Raw genomic sequence first — 21,960 nt, 5'->3', positions numbered from 1 at the left:
CAGCAGGGAGAATTCGCCCAGGTACTGGTCCATCACTGACTGCGCATCCGGCACGGTCAGGGTCAGCACCTCGCCGTCGACCAGCTTGCCCGACGCCATGTCCATCAGCACGCCAAAGCCCTGCGGCGTGTTCATGGTGAACGATCCCAGCGCGATATCCGGGATGCTCGACCCTTGCAGGCGCATCGGCAGGTTGGCCTGCAGGTTGCCGCTCAGCGTCACGCTGTAATTGTCGGACAGGCGTTCGTCGAACAGGTAGAACCGCCCGTCATCGGGCGTGCTGCCCGCCTGCTGGTCGAGCCTGACCATCAAGGACGCATAATCCCCGGTGGTGGACGCCAGCCCGTCGCCGTCGATGGCGATCCAGCCGTCGGTGATGCCGATCTGCGCCACGCCCGCGTCCAGTTGCAGGTCGAGGCCCGTGCCGCGCGCCGCGAGGTTGAGCGAGGCATAGGTGCCGCGCGCCCGCGTCGGGTCCACCGCCTGGCGGTACTCGATCTCCACGTTGGTAAAGGTGCGGCCGGTGTAATCCGCCGTCTGCGACCCCGACAGCAGCTGCACGTCGACGCCCAGCTGTTCCGACAGCCAGTCCTGCACGTCCTGGATGGCGCTCATGCGCCGCCCGGCCAGCTGGCCCTTGCCATGCGCCGTGTCGGTGTTCGCCCCTTCGGTCGAGGTCAGCCAGCCGGTGTTCACCTCGGCCCAGACGCGGGTCACGTCGCGCCCGGTCTCGCCGATCATCCGCCGCATCTGGGCAAGGATCGCCTGCCGCTGGTCCTCGGCCAGGGTCGAAGACCCGCGCGCGAAACTCACCGTGCCAAAGGCCGCCGCCGTGGTCTTGGCCACGCGCGTCGGGTCATAGTCGTAAAGGAACGTCTCGATCCCGTCCGCCGACAGGATCACGCCGGCGTGCAGGCGCAGCTTTGCCAGCACGTCCAGTTCGATATCGCCCGAGCCGCTGACGAGGTCATTGGCAAAGTCGAACCCCGCCAGCCCGTCCGCGCCGACGATGGCCGCCAGCTGCTGGATATCCAGCGCCAGGCCATAGGTCTCGCGGAAGGACTTCTGGATGTTCATGTGGATGTCCAGCACATCGCCGTTCATCCGCAGCGCGAATATCTGGTCCTCGGCGGCCAGTGTGTTGTCGTCGTTGATCCCCAGCGCGTTCTCGAACAGCGCCTCGATGGCGTCAAACGCGGTCTGCGGGTTCTCCGCCGCCGCCTCTACCTGCGCCAGGATCTCGTCGACAAACGGGAAGGCATCCGCGAGGCTTTCGCCGATCCCCGGCAGCACCTGGTCATAGAAGGGCTGATCCTCGATCACGCCGCGCAGCAGGTCCAGCCCGTCACGCACCGCGCCGACGATATCGGCCAGCGACATGTCGCGGAAGTTGAACAGGTTGCTCAATTCCGGGTAGATGACGACGATGTCATTCGCGCCCAAGCGCCCCTGTTCGACCAAAAGGTCGAGGTTGGCGGCATAGTTCGGGTCCTGCGCCACGGTGACGAAATCACCGGGGTTGAACAGGTCCAGCGCGGTGATCGACACCTCGGCATTGGGCGCAAGCGGGATATCCCCGCCAAAGCCCGGGTTCACCGTCAGCCCGCGCAGCGTCGCATTGGCGCTGCCGGTCGCCTCGATGACGATGTCGCCAAAGCCCACTTCGGTCAGGCCGAAACGGGTATCGCCCGCCACCACCGCGTCGGCATTGCGGTCCAGCCGCGCCGACACCTGCGCGCCGATATGCACGCCCGAGCCACTGCCCGCGCCCCCCGCCGTGGCGCTCATCGACCCGATGCCCAGCGTCACGTCCAGGTCGCGCACATCCAGCGAGACTCCGGCGCTGACCGCCACGTCCTGGATACCCAGGGAGGTCTCGCCCTCGCGCAGCACAAACCCGAGGTCCACGTCGCTTTCGGCCACGGCGCGGTCCAGCACCACGAGGTGGTCGTTGCGGTAGCCCACGACGGTGTATTTCTCGCCGCCCAGTTCCAGCCCGTAACCGACCATGGTCGAGTCGAAGATGAAGGTGTCATCCGCGAACAGCTCCGACCCGGCGGTGGTCCGTCCCGCCGCGCCCGAGTATGTCTTGCCGTCAAGGTCGATGAAGAAGCCCAGCTGCCCCGCGACATTCACCGTCATGCCACCCACCGCGTTGGTGGACAGGCTCAGCGTATCGTCGCCGATATCGAGGCTCAGCGGCACTTCCAACGGCTCGAAGGTATGCGCGAACTGCATCGGCACGACAAAGGCGCGTTCCAGCGGGTCGTAGCTGATGGAAATCCCCGGCGGCAGGATGCCGGAGTTGTTCACCGCCGTCATGAATTCCTGAAGCGTGCGGATCTTCTCGCGCCGCTCGTGCACCACGACCTCGAAGGTCCCGACCGCCGTCACCGTGGCAGGCAGGACCGCCGTGCGCGCATCCGTCACCGACGACACGGTGTAGGTGCCCACAGCAGACCGCACGCCGTTCACCGTCTGGTACAGCGTCACCTCGCGCCCGTCGAACAGGCTTTCGTCGAACCCGCCAAAGGCCGAGGTCAGGCGCACTTCGACCGTTTGCGTCGTGCCGCTGGTGATCACCGTGGGGGCCACGGTCAGCCCGTCGAAGGTGCTGACCACCTCCATCGGGCGGTAGAAATCGATCCGGTCGTAGACGTTGGTCTCGAAGGCCTCGCCGAATTGCAGGACCGTATCCAGCCCCGTGCCGATGAAGGGCAGCTCGGTCGCGAACATGTCGCTGTAGCGGATCTGTTCCAGCGTATCGAGGAAGTCCGGGAACATCTGGATGATGTCCACCACCGACACGTTGCGGAAATCCAGAAGCGAGTCGAAGTCGCGCAGCTCGAACTGCGGCAGCCCGTTGGCGATGAAATCGCCCGAGGCGAGAATGCGCGGCACCGTCCCGCTGGCCAGGTCCAGCGAGCCGACAGCCGCGTAGACCGGCAGATCCACCTCGAGGTTGGAGCGTTCCAGCACGTTGCGGTAACCTGCGGTGGTTTCCTGCACGTGACCCGCCAGCGACAGCGCAATGCGCCCGGTCTCCCGCGCGCGGTCCCCGATGGAGGCGCCCAGCGGGCCAAAGCTCGCCCCGATCACCACGTCATCGACCGATGCGCTCAGGTCATATTCCAGCCGGTCCAGCGTGAAATCCGCATCCCCCGTGGTCCAGTCGAACGACAGGGTAAAGCCAGAGGACACCCGGCCCGACAGGTTCAGCGTCACGTCCGCGTCCAGTTCCAGCGGCACGTCGAAGGGCAGGTGGTCCAGCCCCGCCGCGATCGCCTCGCCCAGCGTCAGGCGCAAGGAGCGGTTGATGGTCAGCGTGTCGTCGAACACCACCCGCAGGCCGTTGCGGTCGGTGACCAGTTGCAGCGCGTCATCGGCAAAGCCCAGGAGCGGCAGCCAGTTGGCACTGAGGTAATTCACCAGCCCGGCAAGGCTGGGGTCCCCGGTGCCGCCATAGGTCGGCGCGGGCAGCGCGCCGATGGTGCCCGTCATCTCGCCCATGTAGCGCTGCACGTAGTCGCCGAAGGACAGCAGCACATCCGCGCCCACCAGTTGCGTCAGCGAGGTGCCCAGCAACGGCAGCGTCACCGCCAGCGGGTTTGTATTGACGTTCTCGCCATTGACGTATTCCGGCGAGATATCCGCCTTCAGGTCGCTGATGGTTTCGCCGATGCTCTCGGTCGCGTCGCCCAGCACCCCGGTCAGTAGCACGTCGAGGCTGCCAAAGTCGATGCGCGTGTCCTGCGTCGCCGCCGCCGTCTTCAGCGCCAGCGCGCCATCCGCCAGCGTCAGGCTGCGGTCGACCATGCGCCCCAGCGAGTTGCCTTCGACATAGACGGTCCCGGTCAGGCCCATCACCGGCGTGTTCACCACCGCCGTCGCCTGACCCGAGATCGCGTAACCCGGCGTGCCGTTCGCACCCGTCCCCGCCAGCAGGGCAAAGCGCCCAGCCGTCAGCGACACCTCCGACCCGGCAGGCAGGTCGAATTCCGTGGTGAAGTTCGTCACCCCGAGCAACAGCATGCTGCGCCCGTCCACCGTCTCGCGGCTGATCAGGATGTCGCCTTCGAACTCGGCCACGTCCAGCACGTCGATAGTGGCATGACCGCTGACCGTCAGGTTGCCCGCCCCGTCAAACGAGGCCGCAAGCGTGCCATCCAGCGTCACGCCCGGCACGCCGGTCAGGCTGACCGCACCGCTGACCGACCCGGACCGCGTGCCATCGTCACGCAGCACCAGCGTGCCCGCCACGTCCTCCAGCGCCAGGGCGACACCGCCCACGCGCAGGCCCATCTCGGCATCGCTGGCGGTCACGGACCATGCCGCTTCCGTTGCGTCCCGCTCGACGCTGAAATCGCCGGACAGGAAGGCCCCGCCGAGGTTCAGCTCCGCGTTCGCCTCGAAGGCAAAGCGTTCGCCCGCGTCGTCCAGCACCAGCACGGCACCATCGCGCGCAACCTCGCGCGTCAGGCTGCTGCCCTGCCAGTTGATCGCCGGAACACCCGTCCCCAGCGCGCGGTTCAGTTCAAAGCGCGCGTCGGTCACCTCGGCCAGCGTCAACCCGTTGAAGCCCGCCTCGCCGACCTCGGCCAGCGCAGTAACCCAGCGCCGCTGCGCACCGGTCTGTTCCAGTGAGACCGCCGCCAGCAGCTGCGTATCGCGCAACGACACGCCAAAGCTTTGCCCCGGCAGTGCCGTCGCCTGCAAATCGCCGCCCGCGATCAGGATCTGGTCCACGGTGGCGGTCCCGCCACCCACCAGCGCCACGGTCTGCGCTTTCTTCACCTCGATGGACAACTCGCCCTCGGCCCGCAGCACATCGGCCACGGTCAGGGTCATGTCACCACGCAGGCGGGTTTCGCCGTTCAGCAGGTCGACGTCATAGACCCCATCCGCCGTGGCCACGCCTTCGGCCAGGTCGGACCCCCAGCGGTTCATGGCGAATTCCAGCGTCTCGGCCTCGACCGTCACGGTCGAGCCAAGGCCAAAGGTCACGTCGCCCTCGAGTTGCAGCGCATAGCGCGAGGCGATGTATTGCTGATCCCGCAGCAGGATCGCGCCGCCGCCATTGTCCAGCGTCGCGGTGATCCCGCCAAAGTCGCTGATCGACCCGGCAAGGTTCGACAGGCCGATCCGAATATCCGTGGTGTCGATACCATCGACCTTGTGGTTGACGATGCCGATGGCGGCATCGCCCGTCACCGTGCCGAAATCGCGGATGGCAAAGGCCGCGTTCTTGACCACCACCTCGGTCCGGTTCAGCCCGTCCGCAAAGGTCAGCTGACGCGCCGCACCATTCATGCCCGTGGGGATGGACAGGTCCACCGCCTGCCCCAGCCGGTTGATGCGCAGCGTGCCTTCGGCGGACATGCTCACCGCACCGTCAAAGCCGCGCACAGCGACGTCGCCCGCTGCCTCAAGCGCGAAGGTCGCTGCCGTGTAGGCGCCGCTGTCGTCCTTGTTCTGCATCACCAGCAGCGCCAGCGCGCCGTTGGACAGGCTCAGCCCGTTGCTGGCCGTGCCGATATCGGCGGTGACATTCTGCGCGCCGATCATCAGGCGATCCGGCACCGGAGCGACAAAGCGCGACAGGCCAGCCACCACGGTCGGCACGGTCCGCCCGACGAAACCACCCTGCGCCACGAACTGGAACAGTCCCTGCGTCGTGGTCTCGATCACCTTCACATCGGTGCCCCACACGAGGGCCCCGTTCGAATCCGTCACCCGCGACAGTGCCGTCTGAAGCGCCGCGCGCAGCGTCCCCGGTTCCAGCTTGCGCACGTCCAGCGAGACCGACCATTCGGTCGCCCCCTGCCCGCGCAGTTGCACCTTGTCCGCCAGCCCGTCGACCAGCCTCAGGTCCAGCGCCTGTACCGCGTTGACCTTCAGGTTCGCCACCTGGCTGCCCGCAAGCGCGCCGGTAAAGGTCACGTCGAACCCGTCGCCATTGGCGACAACCGACACGTTGCCCCTGCCCACGGTCGCCAACGCCGACAGCGCCGCCTGCACGTCCGCCGCCGTCGACGCCGCCGTCAGCGGCCCGGTGATGGCCGAGCCGAAGGACAGCGCCACCGCGCCCTCCAGCGCCGCCATCGACACATGCTGCACCGCCGAGGTGGTCGCGCCCGTGGCTGTCTTGGCCAGCGCCGCATCCGGTGCATGCACCAGCCGCGTGATCTGGCCCTTCATGACGCCGTCCAGATCACGCCCCAGCAGCGTGCCTTCGAAGGTCACTTCCCACAGGTGCTTGCCCGCCGAGACCTCGACCAACGCGACGCTCACCGTCACGCCTTTCGAGGCCAGCGACACGCCGCCCACGGTCTGCGCCGCGAGGATCGCCGCCTTCACCGCCTCGGGCGAGGCGTCAAAGGCAATGTCGCCCGTCTTGAACACCGTGCCGAAGGCCGGGATATCCAAGTCGAACGACCCTTCGAGACCCTCGTCATAAAGGTCGATCTGCTGCACCATGCCGGTCGCCGCACGCGACGTGCCCAGCGTGGTCAGCGCGGCATTCACCCGCACCGTGCCGGGGATGGTGGACCCGTTCGACGCGGTGGTGAAGGCCGTGACCGAGGCCAGCGCCTGCGTCCCGGTGAAGCGCACAGTGTAACCCTGCGCCGTCACCCCGGGCGAGTTCTGGTCAAAGACCACCGACGCGGTGCCACGCCCGGTCAGCGCCTCCAGCGCCTCCTTGATGGCGGCGGCCTGGCGGGTGTGATCCGCGATGTAGCGGACTGCGTCCGTGGTACGGCCGTCCGCCAGCGTCAGCGTGAATTTCGCCCCCGAGATGGACGACACCGACACCGGCGTCAGCTTCAGGTATTGCGCGCCGACCTGCCCCGCCGTCGCGTGGCGCAGGATCGAGGTCGTGCCCCAGTCGTCCTTGTCCGCCGGATCGGCGGGCGGGGTCATGGTCAGGCCCGCGATATCGCGCCCGTTCAGTGCACCGCCCAACGTAATGGCAAAGCCCGCCGCGCGCGTGCCCGCGACCGTCACGTTGCCCGCGCCGAAAACCAGCTCCAACCCGGTCTGCAACGCAGAGGCAAAGGCCGCATCGGTCCGCGCCGACCCGTCCGCGTTCAGCGTCGAAACGGTCACGATCGCCCCGGCGCGGGCAAAGACATAAGCCCCCTCGCGGAACCGACCATCGGCCGCAGCCGTCAGCGTGTAGACCGTCGCGCTCATCTGCCCGCCGGCGGTGACCTCGGTCACCGTGGCGCCGCTGCCGACCTCGGCCCGGACCGCCAGCACCGCCGCCTCGGGTGTCTGCATCACGTCGCGCGTCACGGCGAAATCGCCGCTGATGCTGCCCACGCCGTCCACCGACAGCGCCGCCGTACCGGCCACCTGCAGGTTCCCCGCCGAGTCAAATCGCGTCTGCAAGGTGCCGCTGAAATCCAGCCCGTCGATGCCGACGATCCGCCCGTCGCCCTGCAACGCGCCGGATTTCGAACCATCGGGCGCAATCACCAGCGCGCCGATGACATTCTCGATCACCACGCCCGCGTCGCCCGCGACCATCTCGACCCGGCCATCGTCCACCGTCACGGTCCATTGCTGGCCCGCCTCGGTTTCGGTCAGCGCCACCGTCACCTCGCCCGCGACCAGCGCTGTGCCAAAGCCCAGCCGCGCGGTCAGGTCCAGTTCCAGCGCATGCTCGCCATAGGCCAGCGACAGCGTCGTCGTCTCCGACACGACAAGGTCGGTCGACAGATCATCCGCCGCGCCGTTCCAGTCGATCACCACGCCACCCGGCGCCATGATGCCGCCCGTGGCGCTCATCAATCGGTTGATCGCGACCTTCGCGTCCGTCACCTGCGCGTCGATCCCCGCCGACAGCGTCAGCTCCTCGACCGCGCCCTGCACCGCCAGCCAGCGCCGCCCCGCGCCACCGCGTTCGGTGGACAGGGCGATGGCCACCGCCGCCTCGCCCAGTTGCGCCGCGACCGAAGCCGCGCCCAGCCGACCCTCCAGCCCCGCGCCGCCGATCAGCAGGTGATCGACCGCCACGCTGGAGCCATCCGACAGGCGCACCGTCTGGTTCTTGCGGCTTTCGAGGAACATGTCCCCCTCGGCCTGCACCACGCCGCCGATCTCGACGGTCATGTGGCCGCGAATGCGGGTCTCGTCATCGATCAGGCTGGCGGCATAGGTGCCGTCTACCGTCTTGACGTCCAGCTCCAGGTCAGACCCCCAGCGGTTCCACGCCACTGCCAAGTCATCCGCCGTCAGCGTCACGCCCGGCACACCGGCCAGCGCCACGTCACCCTCGGCGACAAAGGCCTGCTTCACCGTGGTGGTGGCGCCATCCACGCGGCGCTCCATCACCAGCGCGCCGGTGCCGTTCGACAGGGTCACGCCCACGCCACCCGGCGCCAGCGAGCCATCCGCATGGTCGACGCCGACCTCCAGCCGCAGCACCTCGGCGCTGCCATCGGTGGTCTTGGACACTTCGATCCGCAGGCGGCCCGTGACGGTGCCGATCTCCTGCACCGTGACCGAACCGTGGTTGATCAGCAGTTCATAGCGCTCGGTGCCGTCCGCGAACGTCACCTGCTCAGTGTCGGTCGCGTCAAAGCCCACGCGGACGGTCTGGTCCACCGCGCGGCCCAGCGTGTTCACCGCCAGCACCGCGTCGGCCTGCAACACCACCGCGTTGCCAAAGCCGTTCAGCTCGGCCACGCCGCTCATCTGCAATGCATAGCCCGCGCGCTGTGCGACCTGCCCCACGCCGGTGTCCACCGCGCGCGAGATCACCAGCGCCAGCCCGCCATCGGTGATCCGCAGACCCGCCGCAGAGGTGCCGACAAAGGCGTCCACATCCGACGCGCCGATCTTGATGAAGTTCTCGGGCTGTTCGACGGCCCGCGCCACGCCCATCTCCAGCGTCAGCGCCACCTGCGCCGCCGTCCCGGTCAGCACCACGTCAAAGGCCAGCGGATCGCCGTCCACGGCCTGCAACGTCACGTTGCCGACGCCGACCCCGTCCATCCGGCCAATCGCGCGTTCCAGCAGCGGTTTCAGCGCCGCCATGCGCGCGGCGTCATCGGCACCCGCAGGCACCTCGATCGTCGTGGCCCAGTTCGACGCCCCAGCCGTCCGCAGCGTCACCACGTCCGCCAACAAGCCATCCGAAGGCACCGCCAGCGACAGGCGCGTGACCGCCAACGCCTTCAGCACCGCCACATCACGATCCGCCATCGCTCCGCCAAAGGCGACAAGGAAGCCACCCGCCTCCTGCGTCACGGTCACGTCACCCGCGCCCACCTGCGGCAGGCTCTCCAACGCGGCCGTCAGCCCGGCGGCATCCAGACCGTCGAGCGCGACAACCCCGCTGACCGCGCCACCCAGCGCCAGCCGCACCTGCCCCGAGGTCGGCAGCACCAGCCGCTGCACCTCGTCCGTGGTGCCGCCGGTTGCCTCTTGCGTCAGCACCGCATCCGGGGCCGGAACAGCAAAGACCTGGCTGCGCAGGACCGACAGGGATTGCCCCTGCGCCGCTCCGCCAAAGGTGATCTTCCACTTGCCGCGCGCGGCGTCCATCTCGACGTCCACGGTGATGCCAGTATCGGCCACGGACACGCCGTCGCTCGTCTCTGCCCCCAGCAGCGCGGCGCGAATGGCCTCTGCATCGCTGTTGAACACGTCGAACCCGATCCGGTCCGAGCGGAAGGTCAGGGTCTCGCCCGTCGTCCCGGTCGTCACCTGCGTCAGCGCCGCCGACCCCGGCAACGCCTGCGTCACGTCGCGCGCCATGGCACTGACCGACACGCCCAAGGCATCGCCGCCAAAGGCGATCCGCCAGCCGCCGTCCTGCTGGCCCGTCACGGTCAGATCGACACCCGAGGGCAGCACCGCCATCAGCGCCGCCTTCACCGCGGCCGCATCGGCGTGCAGGTCCAGCGCGCCTGTCTGCAAGGCCGAACCGCCATACTGGAAGCCCAGCGTGAAGCTGCCCTTCGTCCCCGCCGCATAGCCCGAAAGCACCTGCACCGCGCCCGTCGCCGTCCCGGCACTGCCCGAAACCGGCGTCAGGATGTAGTCGATCCCGGCGTTCGCGCCGGTATTGGCCACGGTCAGCGCGCCCTTCGCGGCCAGCCGCGCCGCCGCATCCCCGCTGAAGGCGATCTCGTAGACCTGGTGCCGCAGCACGGACTCCTGCCGCACGGTCACACTCAGGACGCTGCTCTTTACCACCGCATGGGCGGTCGACGGGAAGCTCGTGGTCGTCGAATTCGTCCCGTCGCGATAGCCCAGAAGCTGCAACAGCTCGTCATGGATCTGCCGCGCCTGGCTGCTCTCGATCGAGGTGACCTTGACCGCCTCGCTCCGCATCGAGCCAACGAAACCGAACGTGAACTCGTCCGAGTTCTTCCACGTGTAGCTGGCCGCCGTGGGCAGCTTCAGTTCCAGCGTGTAGCGGGTCGAGGTCGTCCCCGCCTGCGCCTGCTGCACCACGCTCGCCGTGTCATCCGCCAGCACCGGCGCGTCGCCCGGCGCAACCATGGTAAAGCCCTGCCCCGCGCGGATATCCTGCCCGGCCAGCGCGCCGCCCAGCACGATATCGAACCCGGCGCGCGTTCCGGTCACGGTGACATTGCCCGCGCCGAACAGCGTGGCCATGGCGGTCTTCATCGCCGCCAGAACCTGCGCGTCCGTCAGGCCGTCGGTCAGCACCGTGGCCGCCTTGCCATTGTATGCAAATGCATACCGCCCTTCGCGATACGCCCCCGCCGTGCCCATCGCCACGCGGAAGGCCGCATCCTGCGACGCCGTGTAATCGAACTCGAAATCCTGCGCACCGCGCGTGCCCGCCGGGATCAGGTCGGACAGGTGCACCGCGGGCGTGTCGGCATCGCCGCGCGACAGGACATAGTTCTTGCCCCAGTCGTCGCGATCTGACGGATCGGCGGGCGCGGTCATGCTCAGGCCGGTGATGGCCTGCCCGGCCAGCTGCCCTTCCAGCGTGATGACATACCCGGCCTCACGGTCGCCCGTGACCGACACGTTGCCAAAGCCGAACAGCGCATCCATCGCCGCTTGCAGGCGATCCGCCCAGACCGCGTTCGCCTGCGAGGCCAGCAGTTCCGCCGTCACGGTCACGCTGCCACGGGTAAAGGAATAGACGCCTGTGCGCAGGTCGAACCCGCCATCGCGCGCCGCGCCGACCACCAGTGCAAAGCTGCTGGCGCTGGTCACGCCGCCTTGGGTCGCCTCGGTCGCCACGACCGTCGCGCCCCCCGTGACGCCGCCGGTCTCGATCACCGGGTCCGCCGTCACCACAGCGCCCTGCTCAAAGGCGAACTCGCCCGAAAGCTGCGCCACATCGCCCACGTTCAGATCCAGCGTCCCGGCAATCACCAGGTTGCCGCTGCTGTCGAAGGTCGTCGCCAGCGTGCCCGTCGCGGTCAGCCCCTCGACGCCGGTGATCTCGGCGGTGCCGCTGATCGTCCCGGCGCGCTCAGTCGCGCCCCAGGTCGTGCCATTGACGCCGATCCACAGCTCGCCCGCGCCATTGCGGATCGCCGCCGTCGCCCCGGCGGCCTTCAGCTCCACCGACACATCCGTGGCGGTGACATGCCAGCCCTGCTGGCCCGCCGGACCGCTGACCATCTCCAGCGCAAAGGCACCTTGCAGCACCGCGTTGCCCATGTCGAAGGAGGCATTGGCCACCGCGACCTCGAACACCCGCTCACCGGCGTCAAAGGCCACCATCTCGCCGCCGATCTCGACGATATCGGTGGTGGTATCATCCGCCGCGCCGTTCCAGTCGATGACCGCCCGCGTGCCGTCCAGCAGCAACGCGCCGCCGTGGATCTCGCTGTTCAGCACCAGCGAGGCATCCTGTACCGACCCCAGCGCAAAGGCATCCAGCGTCAGCCCGTCCACGGTGGACTCCAGCGACAGCCAGCGACGGCCCGCACCGCCCACCTCGGTCGACACCACCAGCACCAGGTCGGTATCGTCCACCGTCGCCATCAGCGACCCCGAGCCCAGCTGACCCGCCAGCCCCTGCCCCGCGATCACCACCTGCTCGACCGACACGCTGGTGCCATCACTCAGGCGCACCGTCTGGGCATTGGCCCCGGTGCGCAGTTCCATCGCCATCAAGCCGCTGACATCCACCAGCCCGGCCACATCCAGCCCGAACCGCCCGGCAAGGCGGCGCGCATTGTCCGGCATGGTCAGCAGCGTCTCGACACCCGCGACCGTCACGGCGTCGTTGTCCAGCGCGCGGCCCAGCGTGTTGACCTGCACCCGCAGGTCATCGGCGCTCAGCGCCACCGCGCCGCCCAGGTCGACGGCGAAATCACCGCCCATGTCCAGCGCATAGCCCGAGGTCGCAACGCCGCCCGTCGCGTTCAGCGTGCGTTCGACCATCAGCGTCCCCGCGCCGTTCGACAGCACCGCATCGACGCCATCCACGTCCAGCGTGCCCGCGCCCCGCGCCACCGTCACCAGCAGGCGCTCATGCACCACGCCGCCTTCGGTCCAGATTTCCGACGCAAAGGTGAAATCACCGCTCAGCGTCGCCAGCCCGTCGATGGTCAGCGCCGCGTTGGTCACCACCAGCTGCCGCGTCAGCGCGCTGGTATCAAAGCGCACCGCCACCGGTGTGCCATCCACGGTGATCGAACGATCCACCGTCTCGCGCAGGGTATTGACCGCCAGCGCCGCCTCGGCGCTCAGGCTCAGCCCCGGCACCCCGGTCAGCGCCGCATCGCCCGAGGCGATCAGCGCAAAGCCATCGCGCCCCGCCGCGTTCCGCGCGATCACCAGCCCCAGCGTGCCATCGTCCAGCGTCAGGCCGGAAATCCCCGCCGTCACCTCGCTGAGGCCCACCAGCAGCGCATCGCCGGTCTTCTCGACCGCGAAATCCCCGGTGACAGAGCCGAAGCCCGCCATCGCCACCGTCACATCCGTGCCGCTCACCCGCAGGCCAGAGGCGTCGTAAGTGGCCGACAGCGTGCCTTCCAGCACCAGCCCGTCCACACCCGTGACCGCCGCGTCGCCGGTGATCGTGCCGGTGGTCGTGCTGCCGGATTTCACCAGGGAGCCCGAGGCATTGGACACCGACACCGCCGCGCCACCCGCTTGCAACGCCGCATTGGCATTGGCCGCGGTGATCGTCAGGTCGGACCCGCTTCGCGCCACGGTAAACGTGCCCGACACCCGCGCCGCCTCCAGGTCCACCGAACCGGTGACCTCGACGGCAAAGCCTTCGGTCCCGGCATCGAACCGCGCAACAGCGGTCGTATCGGTGGCCGAGAGCGCGACCTCGAACGACTGGTCATCCGACGCGCCGTTCCAGTCGATTACCGCGCCCGCCGCATTGCCCAGCTGGCGGTTCACCATCACCGAACCCGTCTCGACATTAGCGAAATCGTCGCCCAGCAGGGTCAGCCCCGACAGGCCGCCTGCCAGCGCCATCCACTGCCGCGAGCCTGCGTCCTCGTCCGACAGGATCAGCGCCACGTCGGCGTCGTCCAGCCGGACCAGCTCGGTCCCGCCCGCGCTGACCACCGCCGACAGGTTTGCCCCGCCGATGATGGTTTCGGTCATCGCCACCGGGCCCTCGCCCACCACGTCGCGGGTCACGCCCGAACGCACCTCGACGAACAGCTCGCCCGATACGGTGACATCGCCCACCGTCGCGGTCGCCACGCCTTCGAGGCGCCGCGCCCCGGCGATCAGGTCCAGCGTGTAGTCCCCTGCCCCGGTGTTGATCACCTCGCCGCTGACCGCCGTGTCGAACTGGTTCAGAGAGACGGTCATGGTGGACGCATTCAGCGACACGTGACCCGCGCCATTGACCGACACGCCGCCCTCGACCTGCACCGCGTATTTCGTGACACCCGCGACGGTGCGCATCAGCACCGCGCCGCGCCCGTCCGTCATGTCCGCCGACAGCGCGCCCAGCGTCAGCAGGCCATTGACCTCGTCCAGCCCGATCCGCGTTTCCGTGACCGTCTGCCCGGCTTCCTCGAAGCTGCGCGTGGACACGGCGACGCTGCCCGTCACCGATCCCAGTTCACCCAGCGAGATGGAGCCATTCGAAACCACGATCTCGCGCACCTGCGCGGCGTCGGCAAAGTCCACCGCCACGCCGCCCACGGTCTGCGACACCGCGCGGCCCAGCGTGTTGACCCGCACCTGCGCCGAAGCGTTCACCGCCAGCCCGCCTGCGCCGATCTGCGCCGTGGCCCCGGCCACCAGCGCGAAACCACCGACGCCCTCGGTCACTTCCTCCAGCACCAGCCCCAGCGTGCCATTCGTCAGGCTCAGCCCGCCCGCGACGTTGCTGGTCACGTTGGAGGCGGACACCATCACCTGCCCTCCCGCCTTGGTCACGGTGAAATTCCCCGACAGGCCGACAAGGTCCGCGATCTCGGCGGTCACGCCCGTCCCGGTCAGCGACAGCGCACCCGTGGCGTCGAACTCGGTGCCAAAGGTGCCGCCCAGCGACAGCCCCTCGACCCCGTCGACCCGCAGTGTGCCCGTCAGCGCCCCTGCGGGCCGCTGGCCCTGTTGGAAGGTCACCGCCCCGGTCACATCCTCGAGGCCCGCGTAGGCCCCGCCTGCCCCGAACCCGACAGACGCACCATCCGCCGTCAGCGTCCAGACATCCACCGCCCCGCTGCGATCCGCCGTCAGGGTGAACGCCCCCGACAGCGTGCCGCCGCCAAGGTTCATCCCGCCCGCGACCTCGACCGCGTAGACATGGCCGCTTTCGTCCAGCGTGACGCTCGTCACGCCATCCAGCGGCAAGGCCAGCGGCAGCGCCGACCAGTCGATGACCGTGTCATTTGTGGCATCGACGCGCCCCTGCGCATCCAGCGCCGCGTTGAACACCAGCCCGGTCTGCGCCTCCAGCAGCGCATTGCCGCCGATGGTCAGGTCGTCCACATCCGCCGCCGCGCTGATCCACGCGCGGCCATCCGCCGCCTTGGAATAGACAAACGCCACGTCCGCAGCACCGATCGCCAGCAAGGGCGCGCCATGCAACAAGGACGCCTCGATCCCGGCCCCGCCGAACACCAGCTGGTCCACCGTGACCTGCGCGCCGCCCGCAAGCGTGACCGCCTGCGCCTGTCGGCTCTCGATGAAGACTCGCCCCGACACGCTCGCCACGCCATCCAGCGCCACGCTCGCCTGCCCGGTGATCCGCGTCTCGCCATCGGCGAGGTCCAGCGCGAACAGCCCGCTCGGCGTCTCCACCTCGCGGGCGATATCGTTGCCCCAACGGTTGTAGGTGACGTTCAGGTCGGTCGCCGTCAGCGTCAGCGCCGGGATGCCGGTGACGCCCACGTCGCCCGCGACCTCGACCGCCACCTGCACATCGCGCGAGCCATCGCCCTGCACCGTCTCGCGCAGGATGACCGCGCCGCGCCCGTCGCTCAGTGCCGCCTGCGCCGGACCCATGGTCAGCGTGCCCGCAAGGCCCTCCATGCCGATGGTCACATCGGTGACCGTCATGCCGTTCACCACCTGCGAGGTCCGCACCACCTTCAGCGCGCCGGTGACAGAGCCAAGGCCCTGAACCGCCACGGTGCCGCTGTCGATGGTGATCTCCTGCCGCGAGACGCCATCGGCAAAGCTCAGCGCCTTTGTCGTCGCGATCCCGGTGGGGATCTCCAGCGACACAGCCTCTCCCAGCGCGTTGACCCGCACCTGCCCGCTTGCCGACAGGCTGACCGCGCCCGAGGACAGGCCCACGGTGCCCGCCGCTTCCAGCGCGTAACCCATGGTGCCGTCCGCGCGTTCCCGCACCAGCAGCGCCAGTTCCCCACCCGACAGCACGGCATTCAGCCCGCTCGCCGCCATGGAGACACCCGCCGCGCCAACCATCAGCTGCGCCTGCGCGGCAACCTCCTGCTGCGCCGCAAAGACCGTCACGGTGCCAAGGTCCAGCCCCGCCAGAGCGCCGCCAAAGGCAACGTCAAAGATCAGCCCGCCCTGCGCCGTCACGATCACGTCGGCGGCGTCCAGGATACCCTGCGCCGCCAGCGCGGCCTTCAGCGCCCCGGCCAGCGCGGCATCGTCCATGCCGTCGACGTCGATTGCGACCGAGATATCCTCGCCATCGCCCAGCCGCACCGCGATCTCCGTGGGGCGCTTGCCATTCGACAGCGTCAAGTCCAGCCGCTGCACCGGCACCGCCACCAGCGGTGCCACGTCCCGCCGCGCAAGCCCGCCGGTAAAGCGCACTTCGAACGCCCCCGCCGTCCCGGTCACCGACACGTTGCCCGCGCCACCGACACCGGACAGCGCCGCCAGCGCCGCCGCCAAGCCGTCTGCGTCCAGCGTCGCCACATCCAGCACGCCGGTCGACCCGCCACCCGGCAGCGTCAGCACCACGCGCGTGGCACCCGTCAGGTCCAGCGTCTGAACCGCGCTCGTCGTCGAACCCGCCACCTGCTGCGCCAACACCGCCTGCGGGGCGCTGACCGATTGCAGCACCTGCGCGCGCACGGCCGTCAGGCTCTCGCCCGCCATGGCTCCGCCAAAGGACACGGACCACGCGCCCGTCCCTTGCGTCACGCCGATCGCCGCGCCCGCAGCCGCCAGCCGCGCGCTGCTGCCATCCTGCGCCGCCATCAGCGCCGCCTGCACCTGCCCGGCGCTGGCGCCAAACGCGATGGGCGCCGAAGTGTAGGACACCCCGCGCCACGTCAGCGTCACCGCGAAATTGCCCTGCCGGTTAGCGTCGCTCAGGTGGATGGAACGAACCTCCGCCCCCTTCGTCACGCCATCCGTCACCGCCCGCGCCGTCACCGTCGCGGCAGCCGTGGTGCTGGCCGTCATCAAAGCGACATCCCGCCCCTTCAGCGCCCCGCCAAAGGCCACGCGATAGCGCGCATCCGCCACGCTGTCTCCGCTGGCAAAACTCACGCTCGCAGCACCCGTCCCGAAGGTCGCCACCAGGGCCTTCTGGATCTCGGCCGCCTGCTGTTTGACCGAGTAGCCCGGCCCGCCGACCGCATTCGTCGCCCAGGACACGGCCACCTTGGACGAGGACACGCCCGCCGTGATCCCCGTCACCGGCTTGCCCGCCATGGCCCCGCGGAACTCGACGTAATAGTCGATCTGGTTGTTGCCGACAAAGCCCTTTTCGTAGGTCACGACCACGGTATCGGACCCGTAGATCTCCTCCAGCGCGAGGTCGATCAGCCGCGCCGTGACCAGCGGGCCCTTGCCCGTGGCAATGGCGCTCGACCGTAGCCCGTTGGCCTCGAAATAGAACGACGACCGCGTGTCGTTCGGGTTCACGGTCACCGACAAGGTCATGCGCTGGTTTTGCGCCTGCCCCACCGGCAATAGCGGGATTGCGCCCGTGGTCACGCCGTCCACCGTCAAGGTGAACGTATCGCCTGAAGCCACCGTCCCGGTATGGGCAATCGCGATGTCCTGCACTTCGTTGCGCGCCGACACCGCCGCCGCGTCGAGGCTGACAAGCCCCCAATCGGGCGCATCCGGCGCATCCACCGGCGCGACCATGAAGAAGCCGCCGCTGGCCAGCGTCGTGCCCTGCGCAATCGACACACCCGCCAGCGCGCCCGTGAACTCGATCCGGAACCCATCCGCGCGGGTGCCCGTCACCAGCACGTTGTTGCGCCCGATCGACGACAGGCCCTGCAAGGCCTCCGACAGGCGCGTGCGCAACGCCGCATCGGTCACCGGCGCACCATCCGCGCCCAGCGTCGACACCGTCGCCTGCGCGCCGGCGTAGCCCAGCGTATAGATGCCCTCGCGCGTCATCTGCGCATTGCCGACCGTCAGCAGGAACACCGCGTTGGTCCGCACGCCGCCCGCCACGGTTTCCACCACCGTCGCATCGCCGCCCGAGACACCCGCCGCCTCGACCTCCACCGGGACGGACAGCTGTTCGTCCTGCTTGACCACGGCAAAGGACCCCGCCAGCGCGCCGATCCCCTCGACCGCCAGCGACAGGTCACCGGCCAGCCTCAGGCTGCCCTGCTCGAAGGTCGCCGCCAGCGTGCCCGAGGCGGTCAGCCCATCGACACCCGTCACCTGGCCCACGCCCGACACCGTGCCCGTCACCGCCGTATCGGTGATCTGGAACGCACCCGTCAGCGAGGACACCACCGCCCGCGCGCCGCCTGCTTCCAGGGCGATCTGCGCGTTGACGAAACCCAGTTCCCAAACCGTCGCCCCCGCGCCGTCCACCGTCTGGCGCAGTGTCATGACGCCGGAAATCTCCGCACCGCCAAGGGTCAGCGTGCCGTTGATCGTGGCCTCGAGGCTTTCGCCATCCTGACCGACCGACAGTTTCGTGTCCTGCCCCAGCGCCACCAGCAGCGGCGCGGCGGTGGTGTAGACCGGCGCCGCGACCGTGCCCGCCATCAGCGCGCCGTTCACATCCACCGCGCGGTTGATCTCCAGCAAGCCGCCGTTCAGGTTGGCCTCTGCCAGCAGGTCGAATTCCAGCCCTTCGAACTGCGACAGGGTGGTCAGCCAGCGGCGCGTGCCACCCTGCTCCTTGGTCAGCACCAGCGCGACCTTGCCGTCCTGCAGGGCAATCGAATTGTCCCCCGCCAGCAAGGCCATCTCAAGGTCCTGCCCGCCGACGATCAGCATGTCCGCCGTCAGCGTGCTGGCATCGGACAGCGTCACCGACTGCGCCAAGCGGGTTTCAAAGAACAGGTTGCCAGACAGGCGCGCCACGCCGTCGATGCGCACCTCGCCCTGCCCGGCAAGGCGCAGCTCATCCTTCAACTGGTCGATCACGACATAGCCGTCGCCGGTGTTCACCGTGGTCTTGAATGCCGCGCCGACGCGGTTCAGGCTGAACACCATTTCGTTGGCCGACAGCGCCAGCGCGTCGCCGCCCGACAGCGAGGCCGAACCGGTCAGCTGGATCGCGTAACGCGCCGCGTCCGTCGCCGTGAACGCCGCATCCGTCACCAGCACTACCGCGCCGCTTGCGCCCGTCAGGGTCGCCGATGCCGCGCCCAGAGACAGCCCGCTCGCCGTCACGTCCGAGAACCCGATGCGCATCTCGTGGCGCTGCGTCGTGCCGACCGTCACCACCTCGGGCGAGAGCGCGACATTGCCCGACAGCGTCACGCCGCCAAGGCTCATCGACGCGCCCTGCGCCGCCAGCCGCGCCACGTCACGCCCGTCGGCAAACTCCAGCGCCACCGCGCCAATCGTCCGCGTGACCGCCTGCCCCAGCCGGTTGACCTCGACCTTCACGTCTGCTGCCGTCAGCGACGCGCCCGCGACGCCCTCCAACGCCAGCGCACCGTTGGCGGCAAGGGCAAAGCCCCCCTGCCCCAGCGCGTCGCCACGCAGCACCAGCCCAAGGTTCGCGCCCGTGACCCTTGCCACCGCACCGGTCACGGCGACAGTGGTCCCCGTGGCCTTCACCCCCGCGCCGACCTGCAACGCCGCATTCGTCGCAGCGACCACCAGCTGCGGCCCGTCGACGGAAATCTCGCGCGTGATGCTGAAATCGCCCGCCACGCGGGCAAAGCCATCCAGCCCCAGCACACCTGCCGCCTGCACCGACAGCGCGTCGTTCAGCCCGTCCAGCGTCAGCGTGCCGGTGGCCTGCGCGATCAGCCCGGGAATGCCCGACAGCGACAGGGCACCCGAAAGCGTGCCGCTGCGACGGCCGTTCGAATCCACCGCCACCGTGCCGCTGGCCCCCGTAAGGCGCAGCATCGCCGGACCCGCCGCCAGCACCACCGACATATTGGCAAAGCTCACCGCCCAGGCGCCCGTCGCCTTAGCATAGGTTGCCGCTACGTCACCCGACAGTGAGGCCCCGCCCAGGGCGAACTGTCCCGAGGCCGCGACAGAGAAGATCTCGCCCACCTGGTCAAAGGTCACCGACGCGCCCGAGGGCAGCGTGACCGACTTCACCGCCGTCCAGTCCAGCGCCGCGCCGGTGCCACTGACGACCGTGTTCACCGACCAGGCATCGCCCGCCGCCCCTTGCAGGGCAAAGCCGCCCAGCGAAGCCAGCGACAGCGTGCCCTTGGTCGCCAGCCACGACCCCGAGCCGTCCTTGGCCTTGGAATAGACCAGCGCCCCCGCGCCATCCTCGACCCGCAGACCGGAGTCGCCGCCCAGGCGTGCGCTCAGCCCCGCGCCGCTCAGGAGGTATTCCTTTACCGCAACCTGCGTATGCGCCGCGTCCGACAGGATGCGCAGGGCGTCGCTGATCTCCAGCACCAGTTGCCCGCTGAAGGACCCCTGCCCGACCACCTCGGCGGTGATGTCCCCGGCAATCCGGCTCTCGCCCGAGGCCATCTCGATGTACAGCGCCGCGCCCGAGGGCAGCACCGCCTGCGTGCTGACCACAGCGCCCGTACCGTTGTAGCGCAGGGACACCTGCCGCCCCGTCAGCGAGAACGCGTTGTCCACCGTCAGCGACAGGTCGGCCTGCGCGGTGATCGCCGTGGTCCGCGTGATCGTCCCGATGCCCGAAGCATCCGAGACCGACTTCATCACCAGCCCCAGCGACCCGTTCGACACGTTGGCCACCAGCTCACCCAGGGTGACCGTCCCCGCCGCGTTGGCCGCGCCGATCACCATGGTCTGGGTCACGACGCTCTCGACCGTCTCGCGCGCGACGCCGAAGGCAAAATCGCCGGTAACCGCCGCAAGTCCCGGCAGCGTCACGGTGGCACCTTCGGCACCGAACCGCGCCACGCCGCTGGCGGAGCTGGCCTTCAACGCCAGCGTACCGCTGAACGCCGCGCCCGCGATGCCGCTGAACCCGCCGGTGCCCGAAACCGCAAGGTCCATCTCGCCATCCGCCAGGGACAGCGCCAGCGCGCCGCCCGTCAGGGTCAGCGCCCCGCCGCGCGACTGCTCGCCCAGCGATGCCGACACGCCCGAAGCCGTGACCTGCAAACCATCCGTGCTTTTGGCGAGTGTGAACGCCCCCGCCAGCGACGGCCCGCCAAAGGCCTGCACGGATCCGTTCCCCGACAGCGCCACCGCAGCCGCGCCCGTGCCGCCAAAGGCCAACGTGCCGCTGACCCCGGTCAGCCCGCCCGCCAGCCCGGCGACGCCCCATTGCGCCGTGCCCTGCGCCACCGCGACCGAGGACCGCCCCGTCGCATCCACCTCCACCGTCAGGTCACCGCCGACCTGCACGCCCCCCAGGCCCAGCTGCGCGGCCAGTCGAATGCCCGTCGCGGCGGTCTTGGTCGCCACGGCCTCGGCCCAGCGACCCAGGGCCACGGCCGCGTCCACGCCCTGCGCCACGATCACCTCGATCAGCGGCATCTGCACCGCCGTCAGCCGCAGCCCGTCGGCGCGGTATTCCGGCACCAGCAGCACGCCATTGCCGGTAAACAGCCCGTCGATCCGGTCAAACGTCCCGGTGCGCGAGCCCCATTTCATCACGTCGTAGACCTGGCCCGCCACCGGGTGGAAATCGTTCAGCAGCACCAGCGACAGCGTCCCGTCCAGCTGCGCCGCACCGCTGACAACCAGCCGGTCATAGCCGTCCAGCGGGTCGACCGCCCCCGCACCCGCCGTCTCGCCGCCGATCTCGATCTTCAGCGTCGCCGTGTCGGCCTGCGTGAAGGACGCCACCGACAGGATATCGGGCGAGTTGCCCGGCGCCAAAGTGCCGTTGTTCACCAGCGGCTGGTACACCGCGCCGGACCCCAACAGCACCTCTCCCGACCCGACCGTCAGCGTCGAAACGGCATCAGCCTGCGCGGTAAAGGTCGACACCCCACCCGCAGGCCGCGCCAGCGTCAGCTGGGCCGGGGGCAGCGGCTCTTCTGCCCCATCGCCGGTGGTTTGCCCGACCGGCAGGTGATCGGCCTGCCCTCCGTCCACCAAGGTTTCGTCGACAATCCCCACGTCACCGGAAAGGACGATCCTCTCCTCGAGCTGATCGAGACCGAAGTCGATCTCGTCACCGCGGGTTTGATTCAGACGGTCGTCGCTGGAATGGCTCAC

General features: G+C 69.2%; 1 protein-coding gene (cut by a window edge). It reads right to left on the bottom strand.

Features of this window, described 5'->3' with window-relative positions; all coding sequences use genetic code 11:
* Nucleotides 1-21,960, bottom strand: partial view of a hypothetical protein gene (locus tag ACP16H_RS18695; protein ID WP_425073765.1) — the start only. The gene continues 26,127 nt to the left of window position 1, outside the view; 21,960 of the gene's 48,087 nt are visible here — the first part of the coding sequence; the start codon lies at nt 21,958-21,960; the stop codon falls past the left edge of the window.

Source organism: Sagittula sp. S175 (assembly GCF_049800975.1).
Classification (GTDB): domain Bacteria; phylum Pseudomonadota; class Alphaproteobacteria; order Rhodobacterales; family Rhodobacteraceae; genus Sagittula.
The sequence above is the reverse complement of the archived record's forward strand: the minus strand, read 5'-3'. Positions and strand labels throughout refer to the sequence as shown.